23 protein-coding genes are annotated in these 25606 nt (G+C 63.7%); 20 read left to right on the forward strand and 3 right to left on the reverse strand.

The features are described from left to right. Positions 1-30 precede the first annotated feature (30 nt). From phnG to G6N78_RS21860, 3 genes are read left to right on the forward strand one after another with little or no spacing between them, the layout of a single operon-like run. Positions 31-495 carry a phosphonate C-P lyase system protein PhnG gene (gene phnG, locus G6N78_RS21850; RefSeq protein WP_165223855.1) on the forward strand — a complete coding sequence of 155 codons (465 nt, stop codon included), beginning with the start codon at positions 31-33 and terminating at the stop codon, positions 493-495. Beyond that, positions 495-1103, forward strand: a complete 609-nt coding sequence (gene phnH / locus G6N78_RS21855) for a phosphonate C-P lyase system protein PhnH (RefSeq protein ID WP_165223858.1) — start codon at positions 495-497, stop codon at positions 1101-1103. The genes phnG and phnH overlap by 1 nt, the downstream gene beginning before the upstream one ends. A 3-nt stretch (positions 1104-1106) precedes the next feature. Further along, the gene (locus tag G6N78_RS21860; RefSeq protein WP_165223861.1) at positions 1107-2207 is read left to right on the forward strand and encodes a carbon-phosphorus lyase complex subunit; all 1101 of its coding nucleotides are present in this window, start codon (positions 1107-1109) and stop codon (positions 2205-2207) included. Positions 2208-2211: 4 nt separating this feature from the next. Here G6N78_RS21860 and G6N78_RS21865 read toward each other — a convergent pair whose 3' ends face one another. Then, complete coding sequence (locus tag G6N78_RS21865) at positions 2212-2379, reverse strand: hypothetical protein (RefSeq protein ID WP_165223864.1); 168 nt, start codon at positions 2377-2379, stop codon at positions 2212-2214. 43 nt (positions 2380-2422) lie between these two features. On the opposite strand from G6N78_RS21865, the gene G6N78_RS21870 reads away from it, so the two are divergent. Genes G6N78_RS21870 through G6N78_RS21885 form a run of 4 tightly spaced genes read left to right on the forward strand, consistent with a single transcriptional unit; the run spans position 2423 to position 5409 of the window. Next, on the forward strand, positions 2423-3304 hold the full coding sequence (locus tag G6N78_RS21870; RefSeq protein ID WP_165223867.1) for an alpha-D-ribose 1-methylphosphonate 5-phosphate C-P-lyase PhnJ: 882 nt from the start codon (positions 2423-2425) through the stop codon (positions 3302-3304). Next, positions 3301-4077 (forward strand): phosphonate C-P lyase system protein PhnK, encoded by a 777-nt coding sequence (gene phnK / locus G6N78_RS21875; protein WP_165223870.1) that lies wholly within the window; start codon positions 3301-3303, stop codon positions 4075-4077. Before G6N78_RS21870 ends, phnK begins: the two co-directional genes overlap by 4 nt. Before the next feature lie 10 nt (positions 4078-4087). Next, positions 4088-4795, forward strand: coding sequence for a phosphonate C-P lyase system protein PhnL (gene phnL / locus G6N78_RS21880; protein WP_165223873.1), 708 nt, complete (start codon positions 4088-4090; stop codon positions 4793-4795). After that, the gene (locus G6N78_RS21885; protein ID WP_165223876.1) at positions 4792-5409 is read left to right on the forward strand and encodes a DapH/DapD/GlmU-related protein; all 618 of its coding nucleotides are present in this window, start codon (positions 4792-4794) and stop codon (positions 5407-5409) included. The genes phnL and G6N78_RS21885 overlap by 4 nt, the downstream gene beginning before the upstream one ends. Before the next feature lie 11 nt (positions 5410-5420). Here G6N78_RS21885 and G6N78_RS21890 read toward each other — a convergent pair whose 3' ends face one another. Beyond that, entirely contained in the window at positions 5421-6122 is a 702-nt protein-coding gene (locus G6N78_RS21890; protein WP_234906008.1) for a pirin family protein, read from the reverse strand. A gap of 281 nt (positions 6123-6403) precedes the next feature. On the opposite strand from G6N78_RS21890, the gene G6N78_RS21895 reads away from it, so the two are divergent. The 5 genes from G6N78_RS21895 (at position 6404) to G6N78_RS21915 (ending at position 13175) form a co-directional block, all read left to right on the forward strand. After that, positions 6404-8602 carry a putative bifunctional diguanylate cyclase/phosphodiesterase gene (locus tag G6N78_RS21895; RefSeq protein WP_165223882.1) on the forward strand — a complete coding sequence of 733 codons (2199 nt, stop codon included), beginning with the start codon at positions 6404-6406 and terminating at the stop codon, positions 8600-8602. Positions 8603-8614: 12 nt separating this feature from the next. After that, on the forward strand, positions 8615-9568 hold the full coding sequence (locus tag G6N78_RS21900; RefSeq protein WP_234906009.1) for an amino acid ABC transporter substrate-binding protein: 954 nt from the start codon (positions 8615-8617) through the stop codon (positions 9566-9568). 6 nt (positions 9569-9574) lie between these two features. Beyond that, on the forward strand, positions 9575-10474 hold the full coding sequence (locus tag G6N78_RS21905) for an amino acid ABC transporter substrate-binding protein (RefSeq protein WP_234906010.1): 900 nt from the start codon (positions 9575-9577) through the stop codon (positions 10472-10474). A gap of 107 nt (positions 10475-10581) precedes the next feature. Continuing rightward, a complete protein-coding gene (locus G6N78_RS21910) occupies positions 10582-11259 on the forward strand; it encodes a response regulator (RefSeq protein WP_206531668.1) in 678 nt (225 codons plus the stop codon). A 41-nt stretch (positions 11260-11300) separates the two neighbouring features. Continuing rightward, positions 11301-13175: a sensor histidine kinase gene (locus G6N78_RS21915; RefSeq protein WP_165223885.1), complete on the forward strand. Its 1875-nt coding sequence runs from the start codon at positions 11301-11303 to the stop codon at positions 13173-13175. Between the two features lie 37 nt (positions 13176-13212). Here the strand turns inward: G6N78_RS21915 and G6N78_RS21920 are convergent, their stop codons facing one another. Beyond that, positions 13213-13620, reverse strand: coding sequence for a hypothetical protein (locus G6N78_RS21920; RefSeq protein WP_370691536.1), 408 nt, complete (start codon positions 13618-13620; stop codon positions 13213-13215). A 179-nt stretch (positions 13621-13799) separates the two neighbouring features. On the opposite strand from G6N78_RS21920, the gene G6N78_RS21925 reads away from it, so the two are divergent. The 8 genes from G6N78_RS21925 to kdpB all read left to right on the forward strand — a co-directional run bounded on the left by G6N78_RS21925 (position 13800) and on the right by kdpB (position 25606). Beyond that, positions 13800-15692: a mechanosensitive ion channel family protein gene (locus G6N78_RS21925; RefSeq protein ID WP_165223889.1), complete on the forward strand. Its 1893-nt coding sequence runs from the start codon at positions 13800-13802 to the stop codon at positions 15690-15692. Between the two features lie 92 nt (positions 15693-15784). After that, positions 15785-16924: an alpha/beta hydrolase gene (locus G6N78_RS21930; protein ID WP_165223892.1), complete on the forward strand. Its 1140-nt coding sequence runs from the start codon at positions 15785-15787 to the stop codon at positions 16922-16924. A gap of 36 nt (positions 16925-16960) precedes the next feature. Next, positions 16961-17239: an EF-hand domain-containing protein gene (locus G6N78_RS21935; protein WP_165225383.1), complete on the forward strand. Its 279-nt coding sequence runs from the start codon at positions 16961-16963 to the stop codon at positions 17237-17239. Positions 17240-17266: 27 nt separating this feature from the next. Beyond that, positions 17267-18376, forward strand: a complete 1110-nt coding sequence (locus G6N78_RS21940; protein ID WP_165223895.1) for an efflux RND transporter periplasmic adaptor subunit — start codon at positions 17267-17269, stop codon at positions 18374-18376. 34 nt (positions 18377-18410) lie between these two features. Beyond that, positions 18411-21542, forward strand: coding sequence for an efflux RND transporter permease subunit (locus tag G6N78_RS21945; protein ID WP_165223898.1), 3132 nt, complete (start codon positions 18411-18413; stop codon positions 21540-21542). Positions 21543-21743: 201 nt separating this feature from the next. Continuing rightward, positions 21744-21830 carry a K(+)-transporting ATPase subunit F gene (kdpF, locus tag G6N78_RS26085; RefSeq protein ID WP_165225385.1) on the forward strand — a complete coding sequence of 29 codons (87 nt, stop codon included), beginning with the start codon at positions 21744-21746 and terminating at the stop codon, positions 21828-21830. Between the two features lie 18 nt (positions 21831-21848). Next, entirely contained in the window at positions 21849-23558 is a 1710-nt protein-coding gene (gene kdpA, locus G6N78_RS21955; RefSeq protein WP_165223901.1) for a potassium-transporting ATPase subunit KdpA, read from the forward strand. A gap of 11 nt (positions 23559-23569) precedes the next feature. Then, positions 23570-25606 (forward strand): potassium-transporting ATPase subunit KdpB, encoded by a 2037-nt coding sequence (gene kdpB / locus G6N78_RS21960; protein WP_165223904.1) that lies wholly within the window; start codon positions 23570-23572, stop codon positions 25604-25606.

Below are 25606 nucleotides of genomic sequence, written 5' to 3' on the forward strand. Positions count from 1 at the left end.
CATAAATAGACATTATCGAACGGTGTTGTGATGAGCCTTGCAGAGCCCGCCCCTCCGGCAGACCCGAGAAAACGCGTGATGGACCTGCTTGCCCGCTGCAGTGCGGACGAGATGCGGGCCGCTTGGGACAAGATTGAACCAAAGCCTACATTTGCGCGGCTGCGTGAACCGGAGACGGGGCTCGTGTTGGTGCGCGGCCGGATGGGCGGCGGCGGTTCGCCGTTCAACCTTGGCGAGGCGACCGTCAGCCGCGCGACCATTCAGCTGACGGAAGGAACCGTCGGCCATGGCTACCGGCTCGGCACGGACAAAGTGGCCGCCGAATGGAGTGCCGTCTTCGCTGCGCTCTGGCAGCTTCCGGCCCAGCAGGATCGGGTCGAACGGCTGTTGCTGGTTCCGGCGGAAGAACGGCAGGCCGAAGAGGCGGCGCGTCTTGCCCATGAGACGGCAGCCACGAAGGTTGATTTTTTCACAATGGTCCGCGGAGAAGACTGATGCACAGCAAGACCCAGAACCTTGCCGGCGGCTTTCCGGATGCCGTGCTGAACAGCCAGTCGGTGTTTCGCACCCTGATGGATTGCATGGCACGCCCCGGCACCCTCGGCAGCGTCGCGCCGACCGTCGCCCCGCCTGCACCGCTCGGTATTGCCGCCGGGGCGGTGATGCTGACATTGTGCGACAACGACACCCCCGTCTGGCTGTCACCGGACCTGACGAAGTCCGGCACAACGGCCTGGCTGTCCTTCCATTGTGGTGCCCCGCTGACCCGGGAAAAGGCGGAGGCCCGATTTGCGTTTCTGGAGGCCGGCGCCGCCATGCCGCCCTTCAGCCTGTTTGCCGCCGGCAGCCAGGAATACCCGGATCGCTCCACGACGCTCGTCATCGAAGTGACCGCGCTCAGCGGCGGACGGCCCTTGAACCTGACGGGACCTGGCATTCGTGACGTTGCGACCATTGCGCCGATGGGCCTGCCGGAGCCCTTTTTGCACCAGTGGATCGGCAACCGGGCGCTCTTCCCGCGCGGCATCGATGCGGTGCTGACGGCCGGGCGCGAGCTTCTCTGCCTGCCGCGCACCACCAAGATCACCCCATTGGAGGCCTGATTTATGTATGTCGCCGTCAAGGGCGGAGAAGCCGCCATTGCCAATGCCCACCGCCTGCTGGCCGATCGCCGGCGCGGGCATCGCTCGGTGCCGAGCCTCACCATCGAACAGCTTATCCAGCAGCTCGGTCTCGCCGTCGATCGTGTCATGGCGGAAGCCTCGCTTTATGACACATCGCTCGCCGCCCTTGCCGTCAAGCAGGCGCGCGGCGACATGATCGAGGCGATCTTCCTGCTGCGCGCCTATCGCACGACACTGCCGCGCTTCGGCAGTTCGCTGCCGATCGAAACAGGGCGCATGCGGGTCGAACGACGCGTTTCCGCCACCTATAAGGACCTGCCGGGCGGACAATTGCTGGGCCCGACCTTCGACTATACCCACCGGCTGCTTGACCCCTCCCTCATCGGCGAAGCAACCGTCGAACAGCCGGCAAGCCGCGACGAGGGTCTCGACCCGGTGATGCGGGTCTCCGAAATTCTTGACGGCGAAGGCCTGATCGAGCCGGATGGCGAGATGCCCGATGATCATGTCGCCGGCGACCTGACGCGCGAGCCGATGGAATTTCCGATGCCGAGGGATCTTCGCCTGCAGGCGCTGGCACGCGGCGACGAGGGATTTCTTCTCGCGCTCGGTTACTCCACCCAGCGCGGTTATGGCCGCACGCATCCCTTCGTCGGAGAGATCCGCATGGGCCTCGTCGAAGTGGAATTCGAGGTGCCGGGTCTGGGCTTTGCCGTTTCACTCGGAGAGATCCGCGTGACGGAATGCCAGATGGTCAACCAGTTCAAGGGCTCGGCCAAGGCACCGCCGCAGTTCACCCGCGGTTATGGTCTGGTCTTCGGCCAGAGCGAACGCAAGGCCATGTCGATGTCGCTGGTCGATCGGGCGCTGCGCACGCAGGAATTCGGCGAGGACGTCGTCGCGCCGGCTCAGGATGAGGAATTCGTCATCTCCCATTGCGACAACGTCCAGGCGACCGGCTTCGTCGAGCACCTGAAGCTGCCGCATTACGTCGACTTCCAGGCCGAACTCGATCTGGTGCGCCGCATGCGCGACAAGCAGGCGGCTCGGGCACCGGGCGAACGACAGGAGGCTGCAGAGTGAGCGATCAGTCCCCGTCGCAATGGCCGTCGCCATCCCACACGCCCCCGCCATCTCCCGAGGCCTCACGTCGTCCCCCGGTCCTTCGCGTCAGGAAGACGACGAAGGCGACCGCAAGAAACACGCCGACAAACACGACCGCCTCGAAGCGGAACGACACTCCCAGCATTTCCATGTCTCGCCTCCCCGAACAGCGCCAGGGCAGAGGGTAAGCCACCATGCAACAGCTCGCCACCTACAATTTTGCCTATCTCGATGAACAGACCAAACGGATGATCCGCCGGGCGATCCTGAAGGCGATCGCCATTCCCGGCTACCAGGTGCCCTTCGCGTCGCGCGAGATGCCGATGCCCTATGGCTGGGGCACCGGCGGCGTCCAGGTTACCGCCGCCATCATCGGCCCTCAGGATGTTCTGAAGGTGATCGACCAGGGCGCCGACGACACGACAAACGCGGTCTCCATCCGCGCCTTCTTCCAGAAGGTGGCCAATGTCGCCGTCACCACGCAGACGGGCGAGGCCACCATTATCCAGACCCGTCACCGCATTCCGGAATCGAAGCTCACCGAAGGCCAGGTGCTGGTCTATCAGGTGCCGATCCCGGAACCCTTGCGCTTCCTGGAGCCGCGCGAGACCGAGACCCGCCAGATGCATGCGCTGGAGGAATACGGGCTGATGCATGTGAAGCTTTACGAAGATATTGCCCGCCATGGCCGCATCGCCACGACCTATGCCTATCCGGTGAAGGTGGCCGGCCGCTACGTCATGGACCCGTCGCCCACGCCAAAATTCGACAATCCGAAAATGCACCAGTCGGAAGCGCTGCAACTGTTCGGAGCCGGCCGCGAAAAGCGGATCTATGCCGTGCCGCCATTCACCGATGTGGTGAGCCTCGATTTCGAGGACCATCCGTTCGAGGTGCAGAGTTTCGACAAACCCTGCGCGCTCTGCGGCGCACGCCATGTTTATCTGGACGAGGTGATCCTTGATGACCGGGGCGGACGCATGTTCGTCTGCTCCGATACCGATCACTGCGAAACGCGTCGGGCCGAAGGCCATGCCGGCGAGATGTCCCCCGATCAGAAGGAAGCCGCCGAATGAGCGACACCCCTCTTCTCAAGGTCCGCAGCCTGTCGCGCTTTTACGGCAGCCGTATCGGCTGCAAGGACGTTTCCTTCGATCTGTGGCCGGGCGAAGTGCTGGCGATTGTCGGCGAAAGCGGGTCCGGCAAAACGACGCTGCTCAACTGCCTTTCCACCCGGCTGATGCCGACGACCGGCAGCGTCGAATACCGCATGCGCGACGGCGAATTCCGCAATCTCTACCAGATGTCGGAGGCCGAGCGGCGTTTCCTGATGCGCACCGACTGGGGTTTCGTCCACCAGAACCCGGCCGACGGCCTGCGCATGACCGTCTCTGCCGGCGCCAACGTCGGCGAGCGGCTAATGGCGGTGGGCGACCGTCACTACGGACGCATCCGACAGACCGCCACCGAATGGCTGGAGCGGGTGGAAATCGCCGCCGACCGGATCGATGACCAGCCGCGCGCCTTTTCCGGTGGCATGCGGCAAAGGCTGCAGATCGCCCGCAACCTCGTCACCTCGCCGCGTCTCGTCTTCATGGACGAGCCGACCGGCGGCCTCGATGTGTCCGTCCAGGCGCGACTTCTCGATCTGGTGCGCGGTCTCGTCAACGATCTCGGCCTCGCCGCCATCGTCGTGACGCATGACCTTGCCGTCGCCCGCCTGCTGTCGCACCGGATGATGGTGATGAAGGACGGTCATGTGATCGAGCACGGCCTGACCGATCGGGTGCTGGACGATCCGCGCCAGCCCTACACCCAGCTTCTCGTCTCTTCGATCCTGCAAGTGTGAGGCCCATCTCATGGCAACCCCTCTCATCGTTTCCGATGTCGCCAAGAGCTTCATCATGCACCTGCGCGGCGGGCTGATGCTGCCGGTCGTGTCGAATGTCAGCTTCTCGGTCTCCGCCGGCGAATGTGTCGTACTCGGCGGTCCGTCCGGCGTCGGCAAGAGCTCGATCCTCAAGATGCTCTACGGCAATTATGCCGTCGATAGCGGGCAGATCCTAATCGATCACGACGGGCAGATCGTCGATGTCGCCTCGGCCGATCCGCGGATCGTGCTGGAAGTACGGCGCAAGAGCCTCGGCTATGTCAGCCAGTTCCTGCGCACGGTGCCGCGCGTCTCGGCGCTCGATGTGGTGGCCGATCCGCTGTTGGCCCGTGGCGTGCCACAGACCGAGGCCCGCGAGCGGGCGAGTGAACTCCTCCACCAGTTGAACCTGCCGCAGGATCTGTGGCAGCTGCCGCCGGCCACCTTCTCCGGCGGTGAACAGCAGCGCGTCAACATCGCTCGCGGTTTCATCACCGATCACAAGGTGCTGCTGCTCGACGAACCGACCGCCTCGCTCGATGCCACCAATCGGGCTGTGGTGGTGGAGATGATCCGCCAGAAGAAGGAGGCGGGCGTCGCCATGCTCGGCATTTTCCACGACGAGGAAGTGCGCGAAGCGGTGGCCGACCGCATCCTCGACGTTACCCAGTTTTCGCCGCGAAAGGTTGCCGCATGAGCCGCAGGCTTGGCCTTGAGCCTTACATCCATGAGACTGCGCGGGTCGTGAACAGCACGCTCGGGATCTATACGGAAGTCTCCGAACGCTGCCGCCTCGACGAGGTGGAGATGGGCGACTATTCCTACATCATGCAGGATGGGGCGGTCTGGTGCGCCAGCATCGGCAAATTCGCCAATATCGCCGCCGCCGTGCGCATCAACGCCACCAATCATCCGACCTGGCGGGCGACGCTGCACCACTTCACCTACCGCGCCGCCGATTATTTTGACGGCGCAGAGAACGACCACGACTTCTTTTCCTGGCGCCGCGACCACCGCGTCACCATCGGCCATGATGTGTGGATCGGTCATGGCGCGACGCTCCTGCCGGGTGTTTCCGTCGGCAACGGCGCCGTCATCGGGGCCGGCGCCGTCGTCTCCAAGGATGTCGCGCCCTACACGATCGTCGGCGGCGTGCCCGCGAGGCTGATTCGCGAACGCTTCTCCGCCGAAACCGCTGAAGGCATGGAGCGCCTCGCCTGGTGGGACTGGAGCCACGAGCGCCTGTTCGAGGCGCTGCAGGATTTCCGAGATCTGGAGGCGGATGCCTTCGTCCAGAAATACGCCGCCTGAGGCCTCCGGCGTCAGCGCCGCATGTCGAACAGCAGGGCCTTGCCGTCGGTGATCCATTCGAGATTCGGAAGTTCGTCCGATCCCATCTGGATGCCGTCACCGCCGGCAAGACGCTCGCCATCCAGCATCGCAAGACCTTCGACGATGTGCAGGAACACCTGCCGTCCCGTCTGCCGCGGGATGGACAGCCTGTCGCCCTCCCGCGGATGCGCCATCAAAAGACGGGTATCCGACGTCAGCTCCAGCGGCGCACCGCTGCCGGCACCGGCGGCAATCAGCGTCCATTTGCGGCTCGCCTCGATATCCGGCAGGCGGACCTGCTGGTACCGCGGGGCGCCGCCGCGTTGATCCGGGATCAGCCAGATCTGCAGGAAATGCGCCGCGTCCGATGCGGAAGCGTTCATCTCCGAATGGCGCACGCCCGTGCCCGCATACATCAACTGCGCCTCACCCGGCGCGATGGTCACCACATTGCCGAGCGTGTCCTTGTGCAACAGCTTGCCGGAGAGGACCATGGTCAGGATGTCCATGTCCTGGTGTCCGTGTTCGGAAAAGCCGGAGCCGGGGGCAATACGATCCTCGTTGATCACGCGCAAAGCCGCAAAACCCATGCGGGTCGGGTCCTGAAAACCGCCGAACGAAAAGGTATGGTAGCTGTTGAGCCAGCCGGTATTGGTATGGCCGCGGGACATGCTTTCGTGGATGAGGGTCATGGTATCGCTCCCTGAACGGTTGGACGCAGCAGATGGCGCGTCCTGCTGGCGATCAAGATAAGACATCGGATCGTCAACGAAACATCCCAGTTTGACAAATGATCGTTCGCATATATCGAACAATAGATGCGGGATCGGAAAGCAAAAATAAACCCTGTTTCAACCAAAAGGAGACATGTGAGGCAACACATACATCCGTCAACGCTTTTGAAAGCAGCCTGCCGCACGGTGAGGAATAGTCACATTTTTCGCCAAACCACTCCTTGATGCTGGATGACCGGATGTTGCGCAATAGTTCGCTCGGCAATGTGAGAGGCAGAGAGGTCGCCTGGCGAAACTCGATTTTCGGGAAGGTGACGCTTTTCCTTCTCCTGGCCGTTGCGACATCCTATGTGACCGGCGCCGCGACGGGCTGGGTGATGATCGAACGCAGCCAGCGGGAGGATTGGCGGCGCCAGGCGAGTACCAACGCGCAGATTGCCAGCAGCGTCATTCGCAGCATCTACACCTTCGTGTCCGTCGATCTGACGGACAGCGCCCAGATCGAAGGCATCAAGTCCGAAACGATGATCGGTGACGATCAGTCCGTTTTGGACACCGGTTTCGTTGCGCTCGATGTGCTGGCGCTCGCGGCCATACAGACCAAGGAGAAGATCTGGCTTGCTTCCTATCACCCGGAAAATGGCCAGTTGCTGACGCTGACCGACAATAACGGCAGCTCGCAAGGATCCAGGCTCGAACTGGAACAGGATGAGAGCGGCGGGTTTTTCCACTTCAAGACGGGCTTTGCAAAAATCGGTGCCGAACGGCACTACGTCGCCATCATTCCCATCAAGACGCCCGGCGGGACGCTTCTCGGCGCGATCGTCGCCAGCGCCGGAGAGGCAAGCCGGCTTCTGGAAATGCAGGCGAGCTTCTACCGCAACTCGCTGCTTTATGGCGCCATCAGCATGATCCTGACCGCCCTCGTTGTGGTCTTCACCATGCGGCGGCTGTTTCATCCGATTCCGAAGCTGATCGAATCGCTGAAGAGGATCGCAAGAGAGGATACCGGCGATGTCACACCGTTCCAGCATCGCCGGGATGAAATCGGACGACTGGCGGCGGCCATCGAAACCCTGCGTGAAGGGGTCGTGGAGCGCGAGCAGCTGCGCAGAGCGCAGGAGGCGGCGCGGGAACTGGAGCATCTCGCGCTTCACGACCCCCTGACCGGACTGCCCAACCGAGCCTTCCTGCAGAAGACGCTATCGGCAATGCTGGGCCGGATCGTCGAAAGCGGACGCATCGTCAACGTCATGCTGCTTGATCTCGACCGCTTCAAACCGGTCAACGACACCTACGGCCATGCGATCGGCGACCAGTTGCTGATTGGCATGGCACAGCGCATCACGCCCCTGATGGGCCCGGAAGATATCCTGACCAGGCTCGGTGGCGATGAATTCGCCCTGATCCAGTCCGTCTCCGTCAACGCCCGCAAGGAAGCACGCCACCTCGGCAACCGCATCATCGAGGCGATCAACCAGCCTTTCGAGATCGCAGGTCATCCGATCGGCATCGGCATCAGCATCGGCGTGGCGACCGCACCGTTCCACGGTACGACGAACAAGGACGTCATGGCCCATGCCGATATCGCCCTTTATACGTCCAAGGGTGCCGGTCGCGGATGCCTGCGGATGTACGAACCCGGCATGACCATGGAGGGGAGCGGCCGCAGCGCAATCGAGGTCGAACTGCTCCAGGCGCTCGCCGAGAACCAGTTCCAGCTGCTCTATCAGCCGATCGTCCGGACCGCGACGGAAGACGTCGCGGGTTACGAAGCCCTCATTCGCTGGCATCACCCGAAGAAGGGACTGGTAAGCCCGGATGCCTTCATTCCGGCCGCGGAAGAGACAAACGTCATCCTCGATCTTGATCGCTGGGTTGTCCAGCAGGCATGCCGCGAGATGGCGCTGCGCCCGGATGGTCGAAGCGTGGCGGTTAACCTGTCAGCACTCAGCCTGCAGCGGCCGGATCTGCCGGATTTCCTGCGCCGGACACTGACGGAAACCGGACTGTCCCCGGAACGGCTGGAAATCGAAATCACCGAAAGCCACCGCGCCCAGGGCACGGAGGTTACGTCGAACCTGAACGACATCCGCGCCATGGGCATCGGCATCGCCGTCGATGACTTCGGAACCGGCTTCAGTTCGATGTCCTACCTGATGGATCTGCCGGTCACCCGCATCAAGCTCGATCGCCGTTTTGTCTCCGGCGTGGTGAATGACCCGCGCTGCCTCAACGTCGTGCGCTCCTCGATCGCGCTGGCACGCGGGCTGGAGATCGAGGTGACGGCCGAAGGCATCGAGGACAGGGGGCAACTGGACGTCATCCGCTCACTCGGCTGCCGATCGGCGCAAGGCTACCTCTTCGGAAAACCCGCTCTTCTACCAGAACTGGACATACCACGGATCCAGGCGCCTCCGCTGCGCGCCGCTTTATGAGGAATGGTCAGCATGATTAGGACTGCCTCTGCCCGAATGACACCTGCCCGCCGCTGCCGGGGTGTAATGGCCGCATTGCTTTCAGTGGTGGCGATGATTGTCGCAGCGCCTTTTTCTGCCGGTAAAGCGACCGCAACCGATGCCGCGCCGGACACGCTGGAGAAGATCCGCGAGACCGGTGTCATCCGGATCGGACACCGGCAGTCCGAGCCGCCCTTCTCCTACATCGTCAACGAAGAGCCGACCGGGTATTCGCTGGAGCTCTGCAGCCGCATCGTCGATCTGATGGCCGAACGGCTGAACCTGCCGAAGATCAAGATCGAATATCTTGTGGTCTCCTCGGCGACCCGCTTCGTGATGATGCGCTCCGGCAAGATCGACATGGAATGCGCGGCCACCACCAACAATGCCGAACGCCGGAAATTGGTCGCTTTCAGCTTTCCGCACTTCGTCACGGCGACACGCTTCGTGTCGCTGAAGGAGGCCAAGATCCAGAAGATCGCGGATCTTGCCGGACGAAGCGTTGCCGCCACGACCGGCACGGTCAATCTCGATCAATTGAACGCGATCAACCGGGAGAGAGGGTTGAACATCTCGATCCTTTTGAACAAGGAGAATGCCGGGGCCTTTTCCATGGTGACGAGCGGCAAGGCGTCCGCCTTCGTGATGGACGACATTCTGCTGGCCGGCCAGATTGCCGCGGCAACCAATCCGGAAGCCTATGTGCTGTCCCAGGAAACCTTCAGTCGCCCGGAACCCTACGGCATCCTGCTGCCGCTCGGCGATACGGCGTTCAAAGAGGCCGTCAACGAGAGCATCCGCACGATCTATGCGAGCGGCGAGATCTACCGCATGTACGAGAAATGGTTCGAACAGCCGATCCCGCCGAAAGGCCAGAACATGAAGCTGCCGATGTCGCCGGAGCTTCGCGCGGTCTTCGACACACCCGAAGAATATAAGGAGTGAGGTGCCATGAAGATCCTCTTCAGAACCATCATGATCCTCCTGGCACTGCTCCCGGGCCTTGCCATGGCCTCGGCTGATGCCCCCGCCGAGAGCGCGGTGCCCTCCACCATCGAGCGGCTGCGCCAGACCCAGGTCCTGCGGGTCGGTTACGGATCGGCAGAGCCCTTCTCCTTCACGACCAGCTCAGGCGATATCGTTGGCTATTCGATCGACCTGTGCAAGGCGATGGCGGTCGAGATTCGCCAGATGCTCAAGCTGCCGGCCCTCGACATCCAGTATGTCTTCCGCACCCCGGCAAACCGCCTGCAACTGCTCAACGATGGATCGATCGACATCGAGTGCAATGCCAGCACCAACACGCCCGAACGGCGCAAGGCCGCCGCCTTTTCGCCCCCGCATTTTTTCACCCAGACACGCTTCGTCTCGCTGGCCAAGAACAACATCCGCACACTTGAGGATTTGCGCGGCAAGAGCGTCAGCGTGGTGCTGGGCACCGTGAACATAGGCGAGATCCTGCAGGCCTCGCGCGAACGCAAACTCGGTCTGGTCTCCGTGCCGGTCCAGGAAGTTCGCGAAGCCTTCGATCTTGTCTCGACGGGAAAAGCCTCCGCCTTCGCGATGGACGACATCCTTCTCTACAATCTGATCGCCCGTTCGGGACGCCCGGAAGATTACCGGGTCGGCGACGATCCCCTGTCGGAGCCGGCAGCCTATGGCTTCATGACCCGAGTGAACGATACCGAATTCGCCGGTCTTGTTGCCGATGCCCTGAAGCAGGTCTATGGCAGCCCGCAAATGCGGGAGATCTACGACAAGTGGTTCATGCGCCCGATCGGCGACGGCCACTACACGCTGAACATGCCGATGAGCGCGAGGCTGAAGGGCTCGCTCGGATTGAAGGATTAGCCGCCGGACACTGCGCCGATACCGGATGTTGACCCCATGTTCTTGGCTATCCGCACCGCCGAATTTGCAGGATAATGCCCGTTGGTTGAAGCGGGCGGGAGCGCAGATTGGCAACGGCAGACGCACAGATCATCCAGCCCATCTCGGTCCTGATCGTCGAGGATGACGCCCCGACGCGCCAGCGCATCGTCGGCGCGCTCTCCGACAACCCGGATTTCGACGTCCAGCAAGCGGCGAGCTTCAGCGAAGCCTGTGCCTGCCTGGCTCAGGGCTGTCCCGACGTTCTGCTGACCGACATCCAGCTGCCGGACGGCAGCGGCATGGACCTGATCCGCCGCATGCGCCAGAAGTCCGACAAGACGGAGATCATGGTCATCTCGATCCTCGGTGACGAGACGAGCGTCATCTCCGCCATCCTGCTCGGCGCGAACGGCTATATCCTCAAGGATGCCTTCCCGGCCGACATTGCCGACACGGTACGCGATCTGCTGAAAGGGCATTCGCCGATCTCGGCCTCGATCGCCCGCTTCATCGTGCGGCGCACGCAGGCCCGCGACAGCGGTGCGCCACGCTCGGACCTCAACACCGCCAAGCTGACCGCGCGCGAGATCGACATCCTCTGGGGGATAGCCAAGGGTTTCAGCTATGCCGACATTGCCGATCACCTGGGCATTTCGCGCCAGACGGTGCCGGGCTACATCAAGAACATCTACCGCAAGCTGGAGGTGAACACCCGGGGCGAAGCCGTCTACGAGGCGTTGCAGCAGGGGCTGATCCGTCTGTGAGGCGCGCATCGTCCCTGACCGATTTCCGGAACCGCCGCCGTGTGGCACTGGCGGCGGGCTTCGTGCTGCTGCAACTGGCCGTCATCGCCCTCTGCATCGAGATCCGCCAGATCCCCTTACCGCGCCCGCCGAACAGCAACCGCATCGAACAGATGTGGCGTGAAGAAAAGAGCGGCGACTGGCAACCGGTGACGCTGCCCGATCATCGACCGACCGCGGGCCTCACGCCGACAGTCACCACCTATCGCGGTGCCTTCGAGTGGTCGCCCGGCGAAGGGGAAACACCCTGGGCGGTCTTCGTGCCGCGCTTCACCACCACCATCGAGATCGCCATCAACGGCAGCACCATCGAAGACACCGTGCGCGATCCTTCCAACCGCAGACCGGACCGCAACACGCCGGTGCTGGCGCCGATTGCCGAAAGCCTGCTGACGCCCGGCACCAACGAGGTCACCGTGCGGCTCAAGGTCTGGGGGCCGCTGGAGGGCTATCTCGACAGCCTCTACATCGGGCCCGATGCCAGCATGCGGCCCGCCTACGATCTGCGGCGAACCCTGTTTGGTACCCTGCCGCTGATCCTGGCGGCCTGGCAGGTGACATTCGCGACCCTGCTCGGCATCATCTGGCTGAACCGCCGGCATGAAACCATTTACGGCTATCTGGCCCTGGCAACCGTACTGGGGGTCGTGCAGCATTTCGCGGGCCTGCCCCACTCGGCCGTGGTCGCGGGAATGCTGGGCGCCACGGGGCCTCTCGAAGCAGCGCTGATGCTGCATTACGTGCTGCTTCTGACGGGCCGGCGGATCCGGCGCTGGCATGCCCTTGCCTTCGCTCCCGGGCTCATCATCCTATCGTCAGCCTTTCTGATGTCGCCGGATCAGTTGAGAGCCATCTTTCTTCTTTTTGGTCCCCCTTCGATGGGCGTTCTCATTGCCTGTGTCTGGGTCGTGCTTCTTGCCGCGGTGTGGCAGGCAAGGCGACACGCCATCTATCTCGCGACCATCTTCACTGCTGTGCTGAGCTGCTGGATGCTCGACATCCTGACGCTCAACAACATGATGGACGGCGAACGGATCTTCATCGGCCGCCCGTCCTATTCGCTGGTGCTGATTGCGCTCGGGATCTGGCTGATCTGGCGCTTCGTGCAGGCATTGAAGGAGGCAGACGGATTTGCGGCCGCACTGGTGCAGAAGGTGGCCGAGGCCGAGGACAAGCTGCGCGCCAATTTTGCCCGTGAAGAGGAGCGAGCCCGTTCCGAAGCGCTGCTTGCGGAGCGTACCCGCCTGATGCGGGACCTGCATGACGGATTGGGCGGCCAGCTCGTCAGCATCGTCGCGCTGTCGGAACAGCCGCAGCCATCGGGACAGGCGATCGGAGAAGCGGCACGCTCGGCCCTGAAGGACCTGCGGCTCGTCATCGACGCCATGGAGGAAATGGACGGCGACCTGATGCTGGCGCTCGCCTCCTGGCGCGAGCGTATCGACACGCAGTTGCGGGCACACCGGATGCAGCTGAACTGGAGCATTCGCGGCCCCTCGGGTCTGCCGATTTTCCAGAGCCTCAAATCCTGGCACGTGATCCAGCTCATCCGTCTGATGGATGAAGTCATCACCAACGCCGTCAAGCATTCCGGCGGCAGACAGGTCACCGTGACGATCGAGAGTGTCGAGGACGGCTTGGGACGACCGACAGGGCGCATCACGATCGAAGACGACGGCCATGGGTATGAAGCCCCGGCAGTCGATGGTCCCATCCGGTCCGGCACCGGACGTGGGCTTCTCAACATCCGGCGTCGCGCGGCGCTCTGCGATATCCGCCTCGTCACCGAAACGGGAACGACGGGCACCCGGATCGCGCTGACACTACCGGCAGAGTTTCCCTCACAGGCCGGCGACGGCAATACGGGCAAGATCTGACGGCGGACGACTTTGGCCTGATCCGTGAGGGGCCCGCTCAGCGAACGCCACGGCGATTGACAGGGCCGCCGCGGTTGGCGGGGGCGGCGCCAACGCCGGGGGCACCTACGCCCACACCCGGCGCCACACCGACGCCTGGCGCACCGACGCCCGGTGCACGGACAGCCGGTCGCGCAACGCAGCCGACGGGAAAACCGGGGCGCGAGCAATAGACGGCGGTTCGCACCGCAGGCCGTGCAACACAACCGAGGGGCACGCCCGGGGCCGTGCAGTAGATGACGGCCGCGGCTGGCGGGCGAACGACGCATCCCTTCGGCACGCCGACCGTCTTGCAATAGACGACGGCTGCGGCCGGTGCCGCGACGAAAACCGGCTCTGAAACAGCCATTCCGGACGCAAACGCCAGCGCGAGTGCTGAGCGGGCAAAGACGGCGCGAGTGGCCATGATCATGTTCTCCATCAATCTCCGGTGCAGACGCTCTGGACCGATCGACGACAACTGAATGGCGAGTATGCCGCAACCGCTGCATCCGCACAGGCCATGTTCATGGGGTAGAGCCGGCCCCTTTGCGCCGCTACAGACGAGGATCGACACGCGCAACAGCGCAGGCGACGAGGCTGGCAATGAGTGCTCCATCAGTGCAGGCGGATGCCGCGCTACAGGCTCCGGGCGTGGCAGCCATCGATGGCCCGGACCTGATCGAACAGGCCGGGCGGGTCATCGACCAGTTCGAGATGCGGTTCTTCGAAAGCCTGTTGTCGGCACCCCGTCTTGCGTCCGATCTTGCCAATGCGGCAGATCATCTTCCGCAGGTGAATGACGCGGTTCTGGCAACGATCGCGGCAGGATTTTTCCTGATCGCTCTCTACGGCGCGATCTCGGCTGTCACCCGCCCCCGGCGGCTTGCGGCCGCAAAGGCCCGCATTCCGGTCATTGCCATGCTGCGGTTGACGGCCTGGAGCCTGCTGCCGTTTCTGGCAACGGCCGTAGCGGCTCGGTTTCTTCTCGTTCATGGGCTGGACGACATGGCAGAGCAATCCGGCTTCGTGCGCGACAGCTTGCTTGCCGTCGTCGTCTGGCTGGCCTCCCTCACGTTCCTCGCTCTGGTGCTGCGCCCCGGCATTGCTCACCTCCGGCTCGTCGCGCTGAACGAGCAAGGCGCCAGACGCGCCTTTCGCTGGGGCGCCCTGCTGCTGGCCTTCGCCCAGCTGCAGGCGGCCGCGCTCGATGCCGCTGAACGGGCCGGCCTACCAAGGCCGTCGCTTGCCCTCCTTGCAGCGCTGGGGGCGGTAGCGCTCCTCATTCTCGTCTTGCGCCTTCTCGCGCAGCTGCGCCTCAGTGGCTTGAAGCCGCTCCTGCATCTCTGTCTCGTCTGGCTCGCCATCCTCGGCGTCGTCCTGTGGATCTGGGGCTGGGTGATGCAGAACATGGCGCTGTTTCAAGGCATGAAGGGATTGGTCATCGGCATCCTGATCGCGCTGGCCTTCGACCGGTCGATTGCGCTTAGCATCAGCCTCTCGCGGCGACCCGCCGTCATGCGGCTGCTGTTCGTCACCCGCGTCCTCGTCGATGCGCTCGCCATCGCCGTCATCCTGCGGGTGATTGCCGGCTACTGGCTGGTCGGCAGCCTCTCGCTGATCGATCCGGGCGACTGGCCCGACTATTCCAGGCGCCTCAACTTCGCCCTCGTGCTTCTGGTCTGCGCCTCGGGCCTCGCCGCCCTCATCCATGCGCTGATCGAAGCGCGCATCATGCCGCAGGAGGCGCTCGGCTCGCTGGACGACCAGGAACTGCAGCAGGCGCGCGTCTCCACCGTTCTGCCGATCATCCGCTTTTCGCTGCTTGCATTGATCGGCGGCGTGTTTTCGCTCGTCGCCCTGTCCGCACTCGGCATCGACACGACACCCGTCATGGCCGGCGCCGGCATCCTCGGCCTTGCCGTCAGCCTCGGCTCGCAGGCTTTGGTGAAGGACGTCATCTCCGGCGTCTTCTGGATGCTGGACGATGCGTTTCGCCTCGGCGAGGATGTCGAAATCGATGGCAAGCCGGGACGCATCGAGCGCATCCAGATCCGCAGCCTGAGGCTTCGCGGTGCCGATGGCCGGCTGCACACCATCCCCTACGGCCAGATCGACATCGTCGCCAGTCGCAGCCGCAGCCTGATAACGGCAAGGATCACCATCCGTCTGACGGACAGCCCGAGCACGGCGCAGCAGGACCGGCTGCTGCGTCTGGTGGGATCGACGCTGCGCAGCGAACCGGCCATCCAGGCGGCGATCGTCGGCAAGATCACGCTCTCCGATGTGGTGACGGGCGCTCACGCCCACGAGCTCGGCCTCACCTTCAACCTGCTGCGGGTCTCCGCAGCAGGCGTGTTGCCGCTGATCCCGCCCCTGCTGCACGAGGTCCTGCAGACGACCGATCTCGCACTCGCGCAGGACGCGGTGGAGGTTTCTCTGGTGGAAACGCCACTTGGCGGCGAGCCGACCATGCAGATCGCAGCGTCTACGCCATGATCATGGGATGGCGGGACGATGCGACCTGGACGAGTGTGCGCTGGCAATTCGCACGGCCCTGCGCTGCGAACCTGTCCATCTGGAGCAACGGAATGCCGATCGTGACGGCCCTTTCCTGCAAAGCCAAGCGCGGCCTTGGTCGCGGCCTCATCGCCGCCATGCTGGCGCTCACCGGCTGCGCCTCCGCCGACAAGGGCCTGCTGCAGCCGATCGAGGCGTCCGCAACTGAAAACCGCCAGCTGTTCATGCTCGCGGTCACCACACGCAAGCCGGACCCGGCCGAGAGAGGCTTCCTGTTCGGCCACGAGCGGGACAGCGCCGTGCATTTCGTGCGCCTTACCATGTCGATGCCGAAGGGCCGCGAAGCCGGCACGCTTCCGGTATCCGCGCGCAACCCGGACCCTGAGAAAGATATCACGCTATCGAAAGCCACTCCGCTCAGCTACGCCGAGTTCAAGGCAGAGACGGCAGCGCCGATCGGCGCGACCGGCACGTCGAAGACGCACGCCATGATCTTCACCCACGGCTTCAACACGCGCTTCGACCAGGCTGCCGTCCGCTACGCACAGATCATCGAGGATACCGGCTTTGACGGCCGTCCGATCCTGTTCAGCTGGCCCTCAGAGGGTATTCCGACCGGCTATGGCTACGACAAGGACTCCGCCAATTACAGTCGCGACGCCCTGCAGCAGCTGCTCGATGGACTGGCGAAAGAAAAGAACCTCGACCGCGTCGATATCTTCGCCCATTCAATGGGCACCTGGCTGACGATGGAGACCCTGCGCCAGATGGCACTCTCGAAGGACAAGGCGGCGTTGGACCGGATCGGCACGGTGATCCTGGCGGCGCCCGACATCGATTTCGATGTGTTCCGCACCCAAATCAGCCAGCTCGGTCCGCTGGTCGGCCGTATCAAAGTTTACGTCTCTGCCGATGACCGCGCGCTGCAGCTGTCGCGCCGCCTGTTCGGCGGCAAGATCCGCGCCGGCGAGACGACCGATCTTGCCCAGTTCCGCGCGCTCGGCATCGAGGCCTACGACATTTCGGCGGTGAAAGGCGGGTTCGGCAAGAACCATGGAAAGGCCTTTGGCGATGGGCAGACCATCGCGAGCATCGGGCGAACCCTCTCCAGCCGTCCGGGGCCGATCACGTCCAGCCTCGAGCATCTCGTCGTCGCCGTGCCGAGACTGGATGACGCCCTGCTGATTGCCACCGACCAGAGCAAACTTTGAACAACCGAGCCTGTCTCAAAACCAAGGAGAAGCCGCATGAAAACCCGTCATCTGATCGCCGCAGCCCTGTCTCTCACCCTTCTCGCGCCGCTCGCCGCCGAAGCGCAGCAGGAAGCCTTCATGGCCGCCGACAAGAACGGCGATACGAAACTCGACGCGAATGAATTCAAGACCTTCATCGACGGCCTTGCCGCCGCCGGCAATCCGATGGCCGGCAAGATCAAGGGGGCCGGACGCTATGGCCTCGCCTTTGGCCGCATCGACAAGGACAAGAACGGTCTTCTGACACCGGCGGAACTCTCCGCCCTGAAGTAAGGACCTGCTCCGCCTGGAGGCTTGATCATGTACCGTCTGCTTGCCGCGCTGGGACTTCTGTCGTCGCTGGCCCTCCTGCCCCCGTCCGCCTCAGCCGAAGAGGCGAAACGCAGGGTGGTGATCGAAACGCCCCAGCCGGCGGACATCACCCGCTATCTGCAGTCGCCCGGATCGTTCAGCGCCGTCAATGCCGTCGATCTGGTCGCCCGCGTCTCCGGCACGCTGGAAGAGGTGAGGTTCCGTGATGGAGACTTCGTCCGCAAGGGGGAGACCGTCTTCGTGATCGAGCCTGAGCCCTACCGGATCAGCCTGTTGACGGCTGAGGCGGATCTGAAGCAGCAGCAGGCGAACCTGGAACAGGCGGTGGCGAATGCCGCCCGGCAGGAAACCCTGTCGGCGCGGCAGGTCGTCTCCGAAAGCACACGCGAAAGCGCCGATACCCAGAAGCGCATCGCGGAAGCGCAGGTGACGGCGGCGGAGGCCAAGCTGCGATCCGCCGCCCTCAGCCTATCTTATACGCAGGTCAAGGCGCCGTTCGATGGCATGCTCGGCGCACGAACCCTGGATGCCGGGGCCTATGTGAACGCCGCCTCGGCACCGAAGCTCGCCGTTCTGATAGAGCCGGATCCGCTCCATCTCAGCTTCTCCGCCACCGAACAGGAGGTGATCCTGATCCGCACGGCGCTTTCCGGCCGCAAGATCACCCTTGGCGGGGACACTCCAATCCGGGTCGAGGCTGCGCTCTCGGAGGGAGACGGTTACACCTATGCCGGAACGCTGGACTACATTGCGCCGGAGATCGATCGCGACACGGGGACGCTGACGCTGCGGGCGGTCTTTCCCAATCCGGATCGGTTCCTGTCTCCCGGCATGTTTGCACGGGTGCGCATTCCCCTCGGAACGCGCCGCGCGGTGACGGTTCCCGAACGGGCCATCGGCAGCCTCCAGGGCAGCAACAGCGTGCTCGTCGTCGATGACAAGGGCGTGGTGCAACAACGCAAGGTCACGCTGGGCGACAGGACGCCCAATGGCCGGCGCGAAATCCTCTCCGGCATCGGCGAGACGGACCGCGTCGTGACGCTCGGCCTCGGCGGCTTACGCCCCGGCCAGGCGGTCGAGATCGTCGACCAGATCTGACACTTCCCCATTTCGTCCCACAGGGAGCGCTGCAATGGCCCGATTTTTCATCGATCGCCCGGTTCTGGCCAATGTCATCGCCATCCTGACGATCATTCTAGGGCTGGTGGCGATGCTGCGCCTGCCGGTCGCCCAGTATCCGAATGTCGTGCCGCCCTCGATCCAGGTAACGGCGCGTTATCCCGGTGCCAATGCGGAAACCATCGTGCAGGATGTGGCGCTTCAGATCGAAAGCCGCGTCAACGGCGTCGAGGGCATGCTCTACATGCAATCGACCGCGACGAGCGACGGTGCCTATACGCTCACCGTCACCTTCGCCATCGGCACCGATCCGGACGAGGCGCAGATCCTGGTGCAGAACCGCGTGGCCGGCGCCGTGCCGCTTCTGCCGGATGCGGTCCAGTCGCAGGGCGTGCAGACGGCAAAGCGGTCCACCTCGATCCTCGCGATCGTCGCGCTGACCTCCGACAATCCCGACCATGACAGCCTGTTCATGGCCAATTACGGAACGATCAGCCTGGTGGACGAAATCGCCCGCGTGCCGGGCATCGGCGCCGTCAACGTCTTCGGCTCGGGAAGTTATGCGGTGCGCATCTGGATGGACCCGCAGAAAATGGCGGCCCGCGGCCTCATCCCCTCCGATGTCATGACCGCCATCCGCCAGCAGAGCCGGACATCCTCTGCCGGTCAGCTGGCGCTTCCGCCGGTACCGGCCGGGCAGGAATTCCAGTACACGCTGAAACTCGCCTCGAAGCTCGAAGACGTCCGGGACTTTTCCGGCATCATCCTGAAGGTCAGCGACGGAGGCGACATTGTGCGGCTGGGCGATGTGGCACGCATCGAGCTTGGCGCACAACAATACAGCCAGCAGTTTGCGATCAACGGCAAGCCGGCGGCGGGTCTGGCGCTGTTCCTGCTGCCGGACGCCAATGCGTTGGAGACGATCGATGCCGTGAAGGCGCGGATGGCGGAGCTTTCGGCTCAGTTTCCCCAGGGTCTTTCCTATTCCGTGCCCTTCGATACGACGCTCTTCGTCTCCGCCGCCATCGGCGACGTCTATCATACGCTGATCGAAGCCGCCGTGCTGGTGCTTCTCGTCATCCTGCTCTTCCTGCAGAACTGGCGGGCGACGCTGGTGCCGGCGACGACGGTGCCGGTCACCATTATCGGCGCCTTCGCTGCACTGGCTCTGTTTGGTTTCTCGATCAACCTTTCGACGCTGTTTGCCATCATTCTCGCCATCGGCATCGTCGTGGATGATGCGATCGTGGTGGTCGAGGCGGCCACCAAACATATCGAGGCCGGGGCCGCGCCGCGCGAGGCGGCCGCACGCGCCATGGACGAGCTGTTCGGCCCGATCATCGGCATCACGCTGGTGCTGCTCGCCGTATTCCTGCCGGCCTCCTTCCTGCCGGGGCTCAGCGGCGAGATGTACCGGCAGTTTTCGCTGGTGATCGCGGCCACCGCCCTGATCAGCGCCCTCAACGCCGTGACGCTGAAGCCGACACAATGTGCGCTGTGGCTGAAGCCGCATGTCAAAGGCCGGCGCAAGAACCTGATCTATCGCGGCTTCGATGTGGTCTATGGCGGGCTGGAGCGCCTCTATATCCGCCTGATCCGCCGGATGATCGGCTTCAGCCTCGTTCTGTCGATTGTGGCGCTTGTGCTGGCCGGGCTTGCCGTGGCGCTGCTCGCGCGCGTTCCGACCGCCTTCCTGCCGGTCGAGGATCAGGGTTATTTTCTGGTCTCCGTCCAGTTGCCGGAAGGTTCCTCGCTGGAACGAACGGCGACGGCGCTGGAGGATGTGCGCCGGCGCGTCGAGGACATGGACGTTGTCGAGACCGTGGTGGCGATCAGCGGGCTTTCGGCGCTGAACGGCAATGCGAGCCTTGCCAATGCCGGCGTCGCCTACGTCATCCTCAAGGACTGGAGCCTCCGCGCCAAGGGCGAGGATCTCCTGTCGCTCTACCTCGCGCTGTGCGAGCGCCTACGCAACCTGCCGGACGGCCAGGCGCTCGTCCTGCCGCCGCCACCGATCCAGGGGATCGGCAATGCCGCAGGCTTTGCGCTGCAGATCCAGTCCCGCGACGGCAATTTCGACTACGAACGCCTGGCCGAGGTCGGCGCGAGCATTGCCCAGCGCGCGGGGAGCGATCAGACATTCCGCGAAGCTTTCAGCCCGTTCAGGGCCGATGCGCCGCAATATGCGGTGCTGATCGACCGGGTGAAGGCGCAGACCCGCAAGGTCGATGTCGGCCAGGCCTATGATACGGTCGGCCAGTATATCGGCTCGTCCTATGCCGGGCAGATCAATTTGTTCGGGCGGGTCTTCCAGGTCTATGTGCAGGCGGAGGCTGAACGGCGCATCACCGTCGCCGATCTCGAACAGCTGCAACTCAGAAGCGCCACCGGCCAGATGGTACCGCTCGGTGCGATCGCCGAGGTTGAGGCGGTCACCGGCCCTGCCCTGATCAGCCTCTACAATCTTTATCCGTCCGCACAGATCATCGGCTCCCAGGCCGCCGGCTTCTCGACCGGTCAGGCGCTCGACCGTCTGGACGAGATCACGAAGGACCTGCTACCGGACGGCTATTCCAAGGAATGGACAGCGGTCTCCTACCAGGAGCGGGTGCTCGGCGGGCAGATCTATCTCGTCTATGCGCTCAGCCTTCTCCTCGTCTACATCGTGCTCGCCGGGCAATACGAAAGCTGGTGGGCGCCGATCAGCATCATTGCCACTGTTCCGCTGGCGCTCATCGGCACCGCGCTGACGCTGCTCGCCGTCAACGCCTCCGTCAATCTCTACACGCAGATCGGCCTCGTGCTTTTGATCGCACTGTCGGCCAAGAACGCCATCCTCATCGTTGAGACAGGGCGGCACCTCCGTTTCCACGAAGGCCGCAGCATCATGGATGCGGCGCTCGAAGCGGCGGGATCGCGCTTCCGCCCGATCCTGATGACCTCGATCGCCTTCATCCTCGGCGTCGTGCCGCTGGTGCTGCAGACCGGCGCCGGCGCCAGTGCGCAGAAATCGATCGGCATTACGGTGCTGACCGGCATGCTTGGCTCCACCTGCCTGACCGTGGTGTTCGTGCCGCCCTTCTTCGTCGTCCTGCAGCGCATCGAGGAGTTTTTCCGTAAGGAGCCGGTCTCGGGCGGCCCTTGATGACGGACGGGCGCCTTTATCTTTTCCTTATACGCGCCAAACCTCTTCCCCATCGAAACCTGACGCCGATCGCGATTAGTTTTTCCTGACCCAACAGGAGAAACGGACATGTCCGACATCATCTTCCTCGCGCTTGGCAGCGGCACGCTTTTCGTGCTGGCGCTTTATGCGCGAAGCCTCGACCGGCTGTGAGGCGAGCCCATGCTTGAACCTCTTTTCGGTCTCGCCGTGGCGCTTGGCCTCGGCATTTATCTCGTGGCCACGCTTTTGCGGCCCGAGCGCTTCTGATCCTCCCGGAGAATCCCCATGACCATCATCGGGTGGCTGCAGATCAGCCTCCTCTTCTTCGCCGTGCTCCTCGCCATCAAGCCGCTGGGGCTTTACATGGCAAAGGTGTTTGCCGGCGAACGCACCCTCCTGTCCCCCGTGCTCTGGCGTGTCGAGAGCGATCTCTATCGCCTCGCCGGCATTCGCCCCGACAAGGAGCAGAGCTGGCTTGCCTATACGCTCGCCATGCTCGCCTTCTCGCTTGCCGGCTTTGTTTCGTTGTACGCGATCCTGCGCCTGCAGGCCTATCTGCCGCTCAATCCGCAGGGTTTTGCCGGCATGCCCGCGGATCTTGCCTTCAACACGGCGGTTTCCTTCGTCACGAACACCAACTGGCAGAACTATGGGGGCGAAACGACGCTCAGCCATTTCAGTCAGATGGCGGGCCTGACGGTGCAGAACTTCGTCTCGGCCGCCACCGGCATGGCGCTTGCCATCGCGTTCACCCGGGCGCTTGCGCGTTCAAAAGTTTCGACGCTCGGCAATTTCTGGGTCGATCTGACGCGTGCCACGCTTTACGTGCTGCTGCCGATCGCATTCCTGATCGCCGTCGCCTTCGTCGCCATGGGCCTTCCGCAGACCCTTGATGCATCGATCAGCGCCACCACGCTGGAAGGTGCCAACCAGGTCATATCGCTCGGTCCGGTCGCGTCACAGGAGGCGATCAAGCAGCTCGGCACGAATGGTGGCGGTTTCTTCAACGTCAATGCCGCGCATCCCTTCGAGAACCCGACCGCCTGGTCCAACTATCTCAACATCTTCGCCATGCTCTCGCTGTCGGCGGCGCTGGTCTATACCTTTGGCCAGATGATCGGGAACCGCCGCCAGGGCTGGGCGCTGATTGCCGCCATTGCCGTGCTTCTCGTCTCCGGCGTTGCCGTCACCTATTGGGCGGAAGCCGCCGGTAATCCGATCCTGACGGCTCTCGGCGTCGATCCCTCGCTCGGCAACATGGAGGGCAAGGAAGTGCGCTTCGGTGAGGCCATGACGGCGCTCTATGCGACGGTCACGACCGGTCTCTCGGATGGCGGCGTCAACGGCATGCATGGGTCCTTCACCGGGCTTGGCGGCCTGGTGCCGATGTTCCTGATCCAGCTTGGCGAAGTACTGCCGGGAGGGGTCGGCTCCGGCCTCTACGGCCTCCTGGTCTTTGCGCTTCTGTCGGTCTTCGTGGCCGGCCTGATGGTGGGCCGCACGCCGGAATTCCTCGGCAAGAAGATCGAAGGCCGCGAGATGAAGTTCGCCATGCTCGCCGTGCTCATCCTGCCGCTGGTCATCCTTGGCTTCACCGCCATTTCCGCAGTTCTTCCCTTCGCGGTGGCGAGCGTCGGCACGGCCGGCCCGCACGGGCTGTCGGAAATTCTGTATGCCTTCACCTCGGCAGCCGGCAATAACGGTTCGGCCTTCGGCGGGCTCACCGGCAACACGGTCTGGTACAACACGACCCTCGGCATTGCCATGCTGCTCGGCCGCTTTGCCTATGTGGTGCCGGTCATGGCGATTGCCGGTTCGCTGGCCGCCAAGGTCAAGGCACCGGCTTCCGCCGGTACATTCCCAACGGACGGGCCGCTCTTCGTCGGGCTGCTGGTCGGCATCATTCTCATTCTCGGCGGCCTGCAGTTTCTCCCGGCCCTCGTGCTTGGCCCCATCGTCGATCATCTTTCCATGCTCGCCGGCCAAACCTTCTGAAGGAACTTCCCATGTCCAAGGAACATCAGGCGTCCAGCCTCCTTGATCCCCAAATCCTTATGCCGGCGGCCCGCAATGCGGTGTCGAAGCTCGATCCGCGCCAGCTTGTCCGCAATCCGGTGATCTTCGTCACCGAAGCCGTGGCGGCAGTCGTCAGCATTCTCTTTGTCCGCGACCTGGTCACCTCACCCGCCGAGGCCGGCTTTTCGGGCCAGATTGCCGCCTGGCTCTGGTTCACCGTGCTGTTTGCGACCTTTGCGGAAGCCGTCGCCGAAGGTCGCGGCCGTGCCCAGGCCGACAGCCTGAAGAAAACCAAGTCGGACCTTGTCGCCCGCAGGCTCGCCAGCAACGGCAAGACGGAAACGATCCCGGCCTCCAGCCTCAAGGTGGGCGATCTCGTGCTGGTTGCGGCCGGCGAACTGATCCCCGGCGACGGCGAGGTCATCGAAGGTGTCGCCTCGGTCAACGAAAGCGCCATTACCGGCGAATCCGCGCCTGTGATCCGCGAGTCCGGTGGCGACCGGTCGGCGGTCACCGGCGGCACCCAAGTGCTTTCCGACGAAATCAAAGTGAGGATTACAGTGCAACCCGGCTCCTCCTTCGTCGATCGCATGATTGCCCTGATCGAAGGGGCAAAGCGCCAGAAGACGCCGAACGAGATTGCACTGTCCATCCTGCTCTCGGGGCTCACGCTGATCTTCCTTTTCGTCTGCGTGGCGATCTGGGGGCTTGCCGGTTATTCCGGCACGGTTCTCTCCGTCACGGTGCTGGCAGCGCTGCTGGTCACGCTGATCCCGACGACGATCGGCGGGCTGCTGTCGGCGATCGGGATTGCCGGCATGGACCGGCTGGTGCGCTTCAACGTCATCGCCACCTCCGGCCGGGCGGTCGAGGCGGCGGGCGACGTGGACACGCTGCTGCTCGACAAGACCGGCACGATCACCTTCGGCAACCGCATGGCGAGCGATTTCCTGGCAGCACCAGGCGTGACCGCCGGTGAGCTTGCCGAAGCAGCACTGCTTTCCAGCCTTGCTGACGAGACGCCGGAGGGCCGATCCATCGTGGCCCTCGCCACCGGGGAGTTCTGTGTTGCCATGCCGCAGTCAGAGTTCGACGCGGTCATCGGATTTACCGCCGAAACCCGGCTTTCGGGTGTGGATATCGGGCCGCGCCGCCTGCGCAAGGGTGCGGTCGATGCGGTGCTGAAATTCGCGGGTCTCACCGAACAGGACTCACCGGCGGACTTTCGTCGCGCTGTCGATCAGGTCGCCCGCACCGGCGGCACGCCGCTTGCTGTCGCCGATGGCCAGCGCCTCCTCGGGGCAATCCACCTCAAGGACGTCGTCAAACCCGGCATCAAGGAGCGTTTCGCCTCCTTGCGCGCCATGGGCATCCGCACGGTCATGGTCACCGGCGACAACCCGGTCACGGCAGCCGCCATCGCGTCCGAAGCCGGCGTCGATGATTACCTCGCCCAGGCCACGCCGGAGGACAAGCTCGCCTATATCCGGCGGGAGCAACAGGGCGGCCGGCTGATCGCCATGTGCGGTGACGGCACCAATGATGCGCCGGCCCTTGCCCAGGCCGATGTTGGCGTCGCCATGCAGACCGGCACCCAGGCCGCGCGCGAGGCGGCCAACATGGTGGACCTCGATTCAAGCCCGACCAAGCTGATCGAAATCGTCCAGATCGGCAAACAGCTGCTGATGACACGCGGATCCCTTACGACTTTTTCGATTGCCAACGACGTCGCCAAATATTTCGCCATCATCCCGGCCCTGTTCGTTGCCACCTATCCGTCCCTGGATGCGCTCAACATCATGGGGCTTGCCTCTCCGCAGTCGGCCATCCTATCGGCCGTCATCTTCAACGCGCTGATCATCGTGGCGCTTATCCCGCTGGCGCTGAAAGGTGTTGCGTATCGTCCTTCGGGGGCTGCTGCACTGCTGCGCCGCAACCTGCTTGTGTACGGCCTTGGTGGGCTCGTTCTGCCCTTCGCGGGCATCAAGGTCATAGACCTCGCCGTCAGCACACTTCACCTGGTGTAA

This window comes from Allorhizobium pseudoryzae (genome assembly GCF_011046245.1).
GTDB lineage: Bacteria > Pseudomonadota > Alphaproteobacteria > Rhizobiales > Rhizobiaceae > Neorhizobium > Neorhizobium pseudoryzae.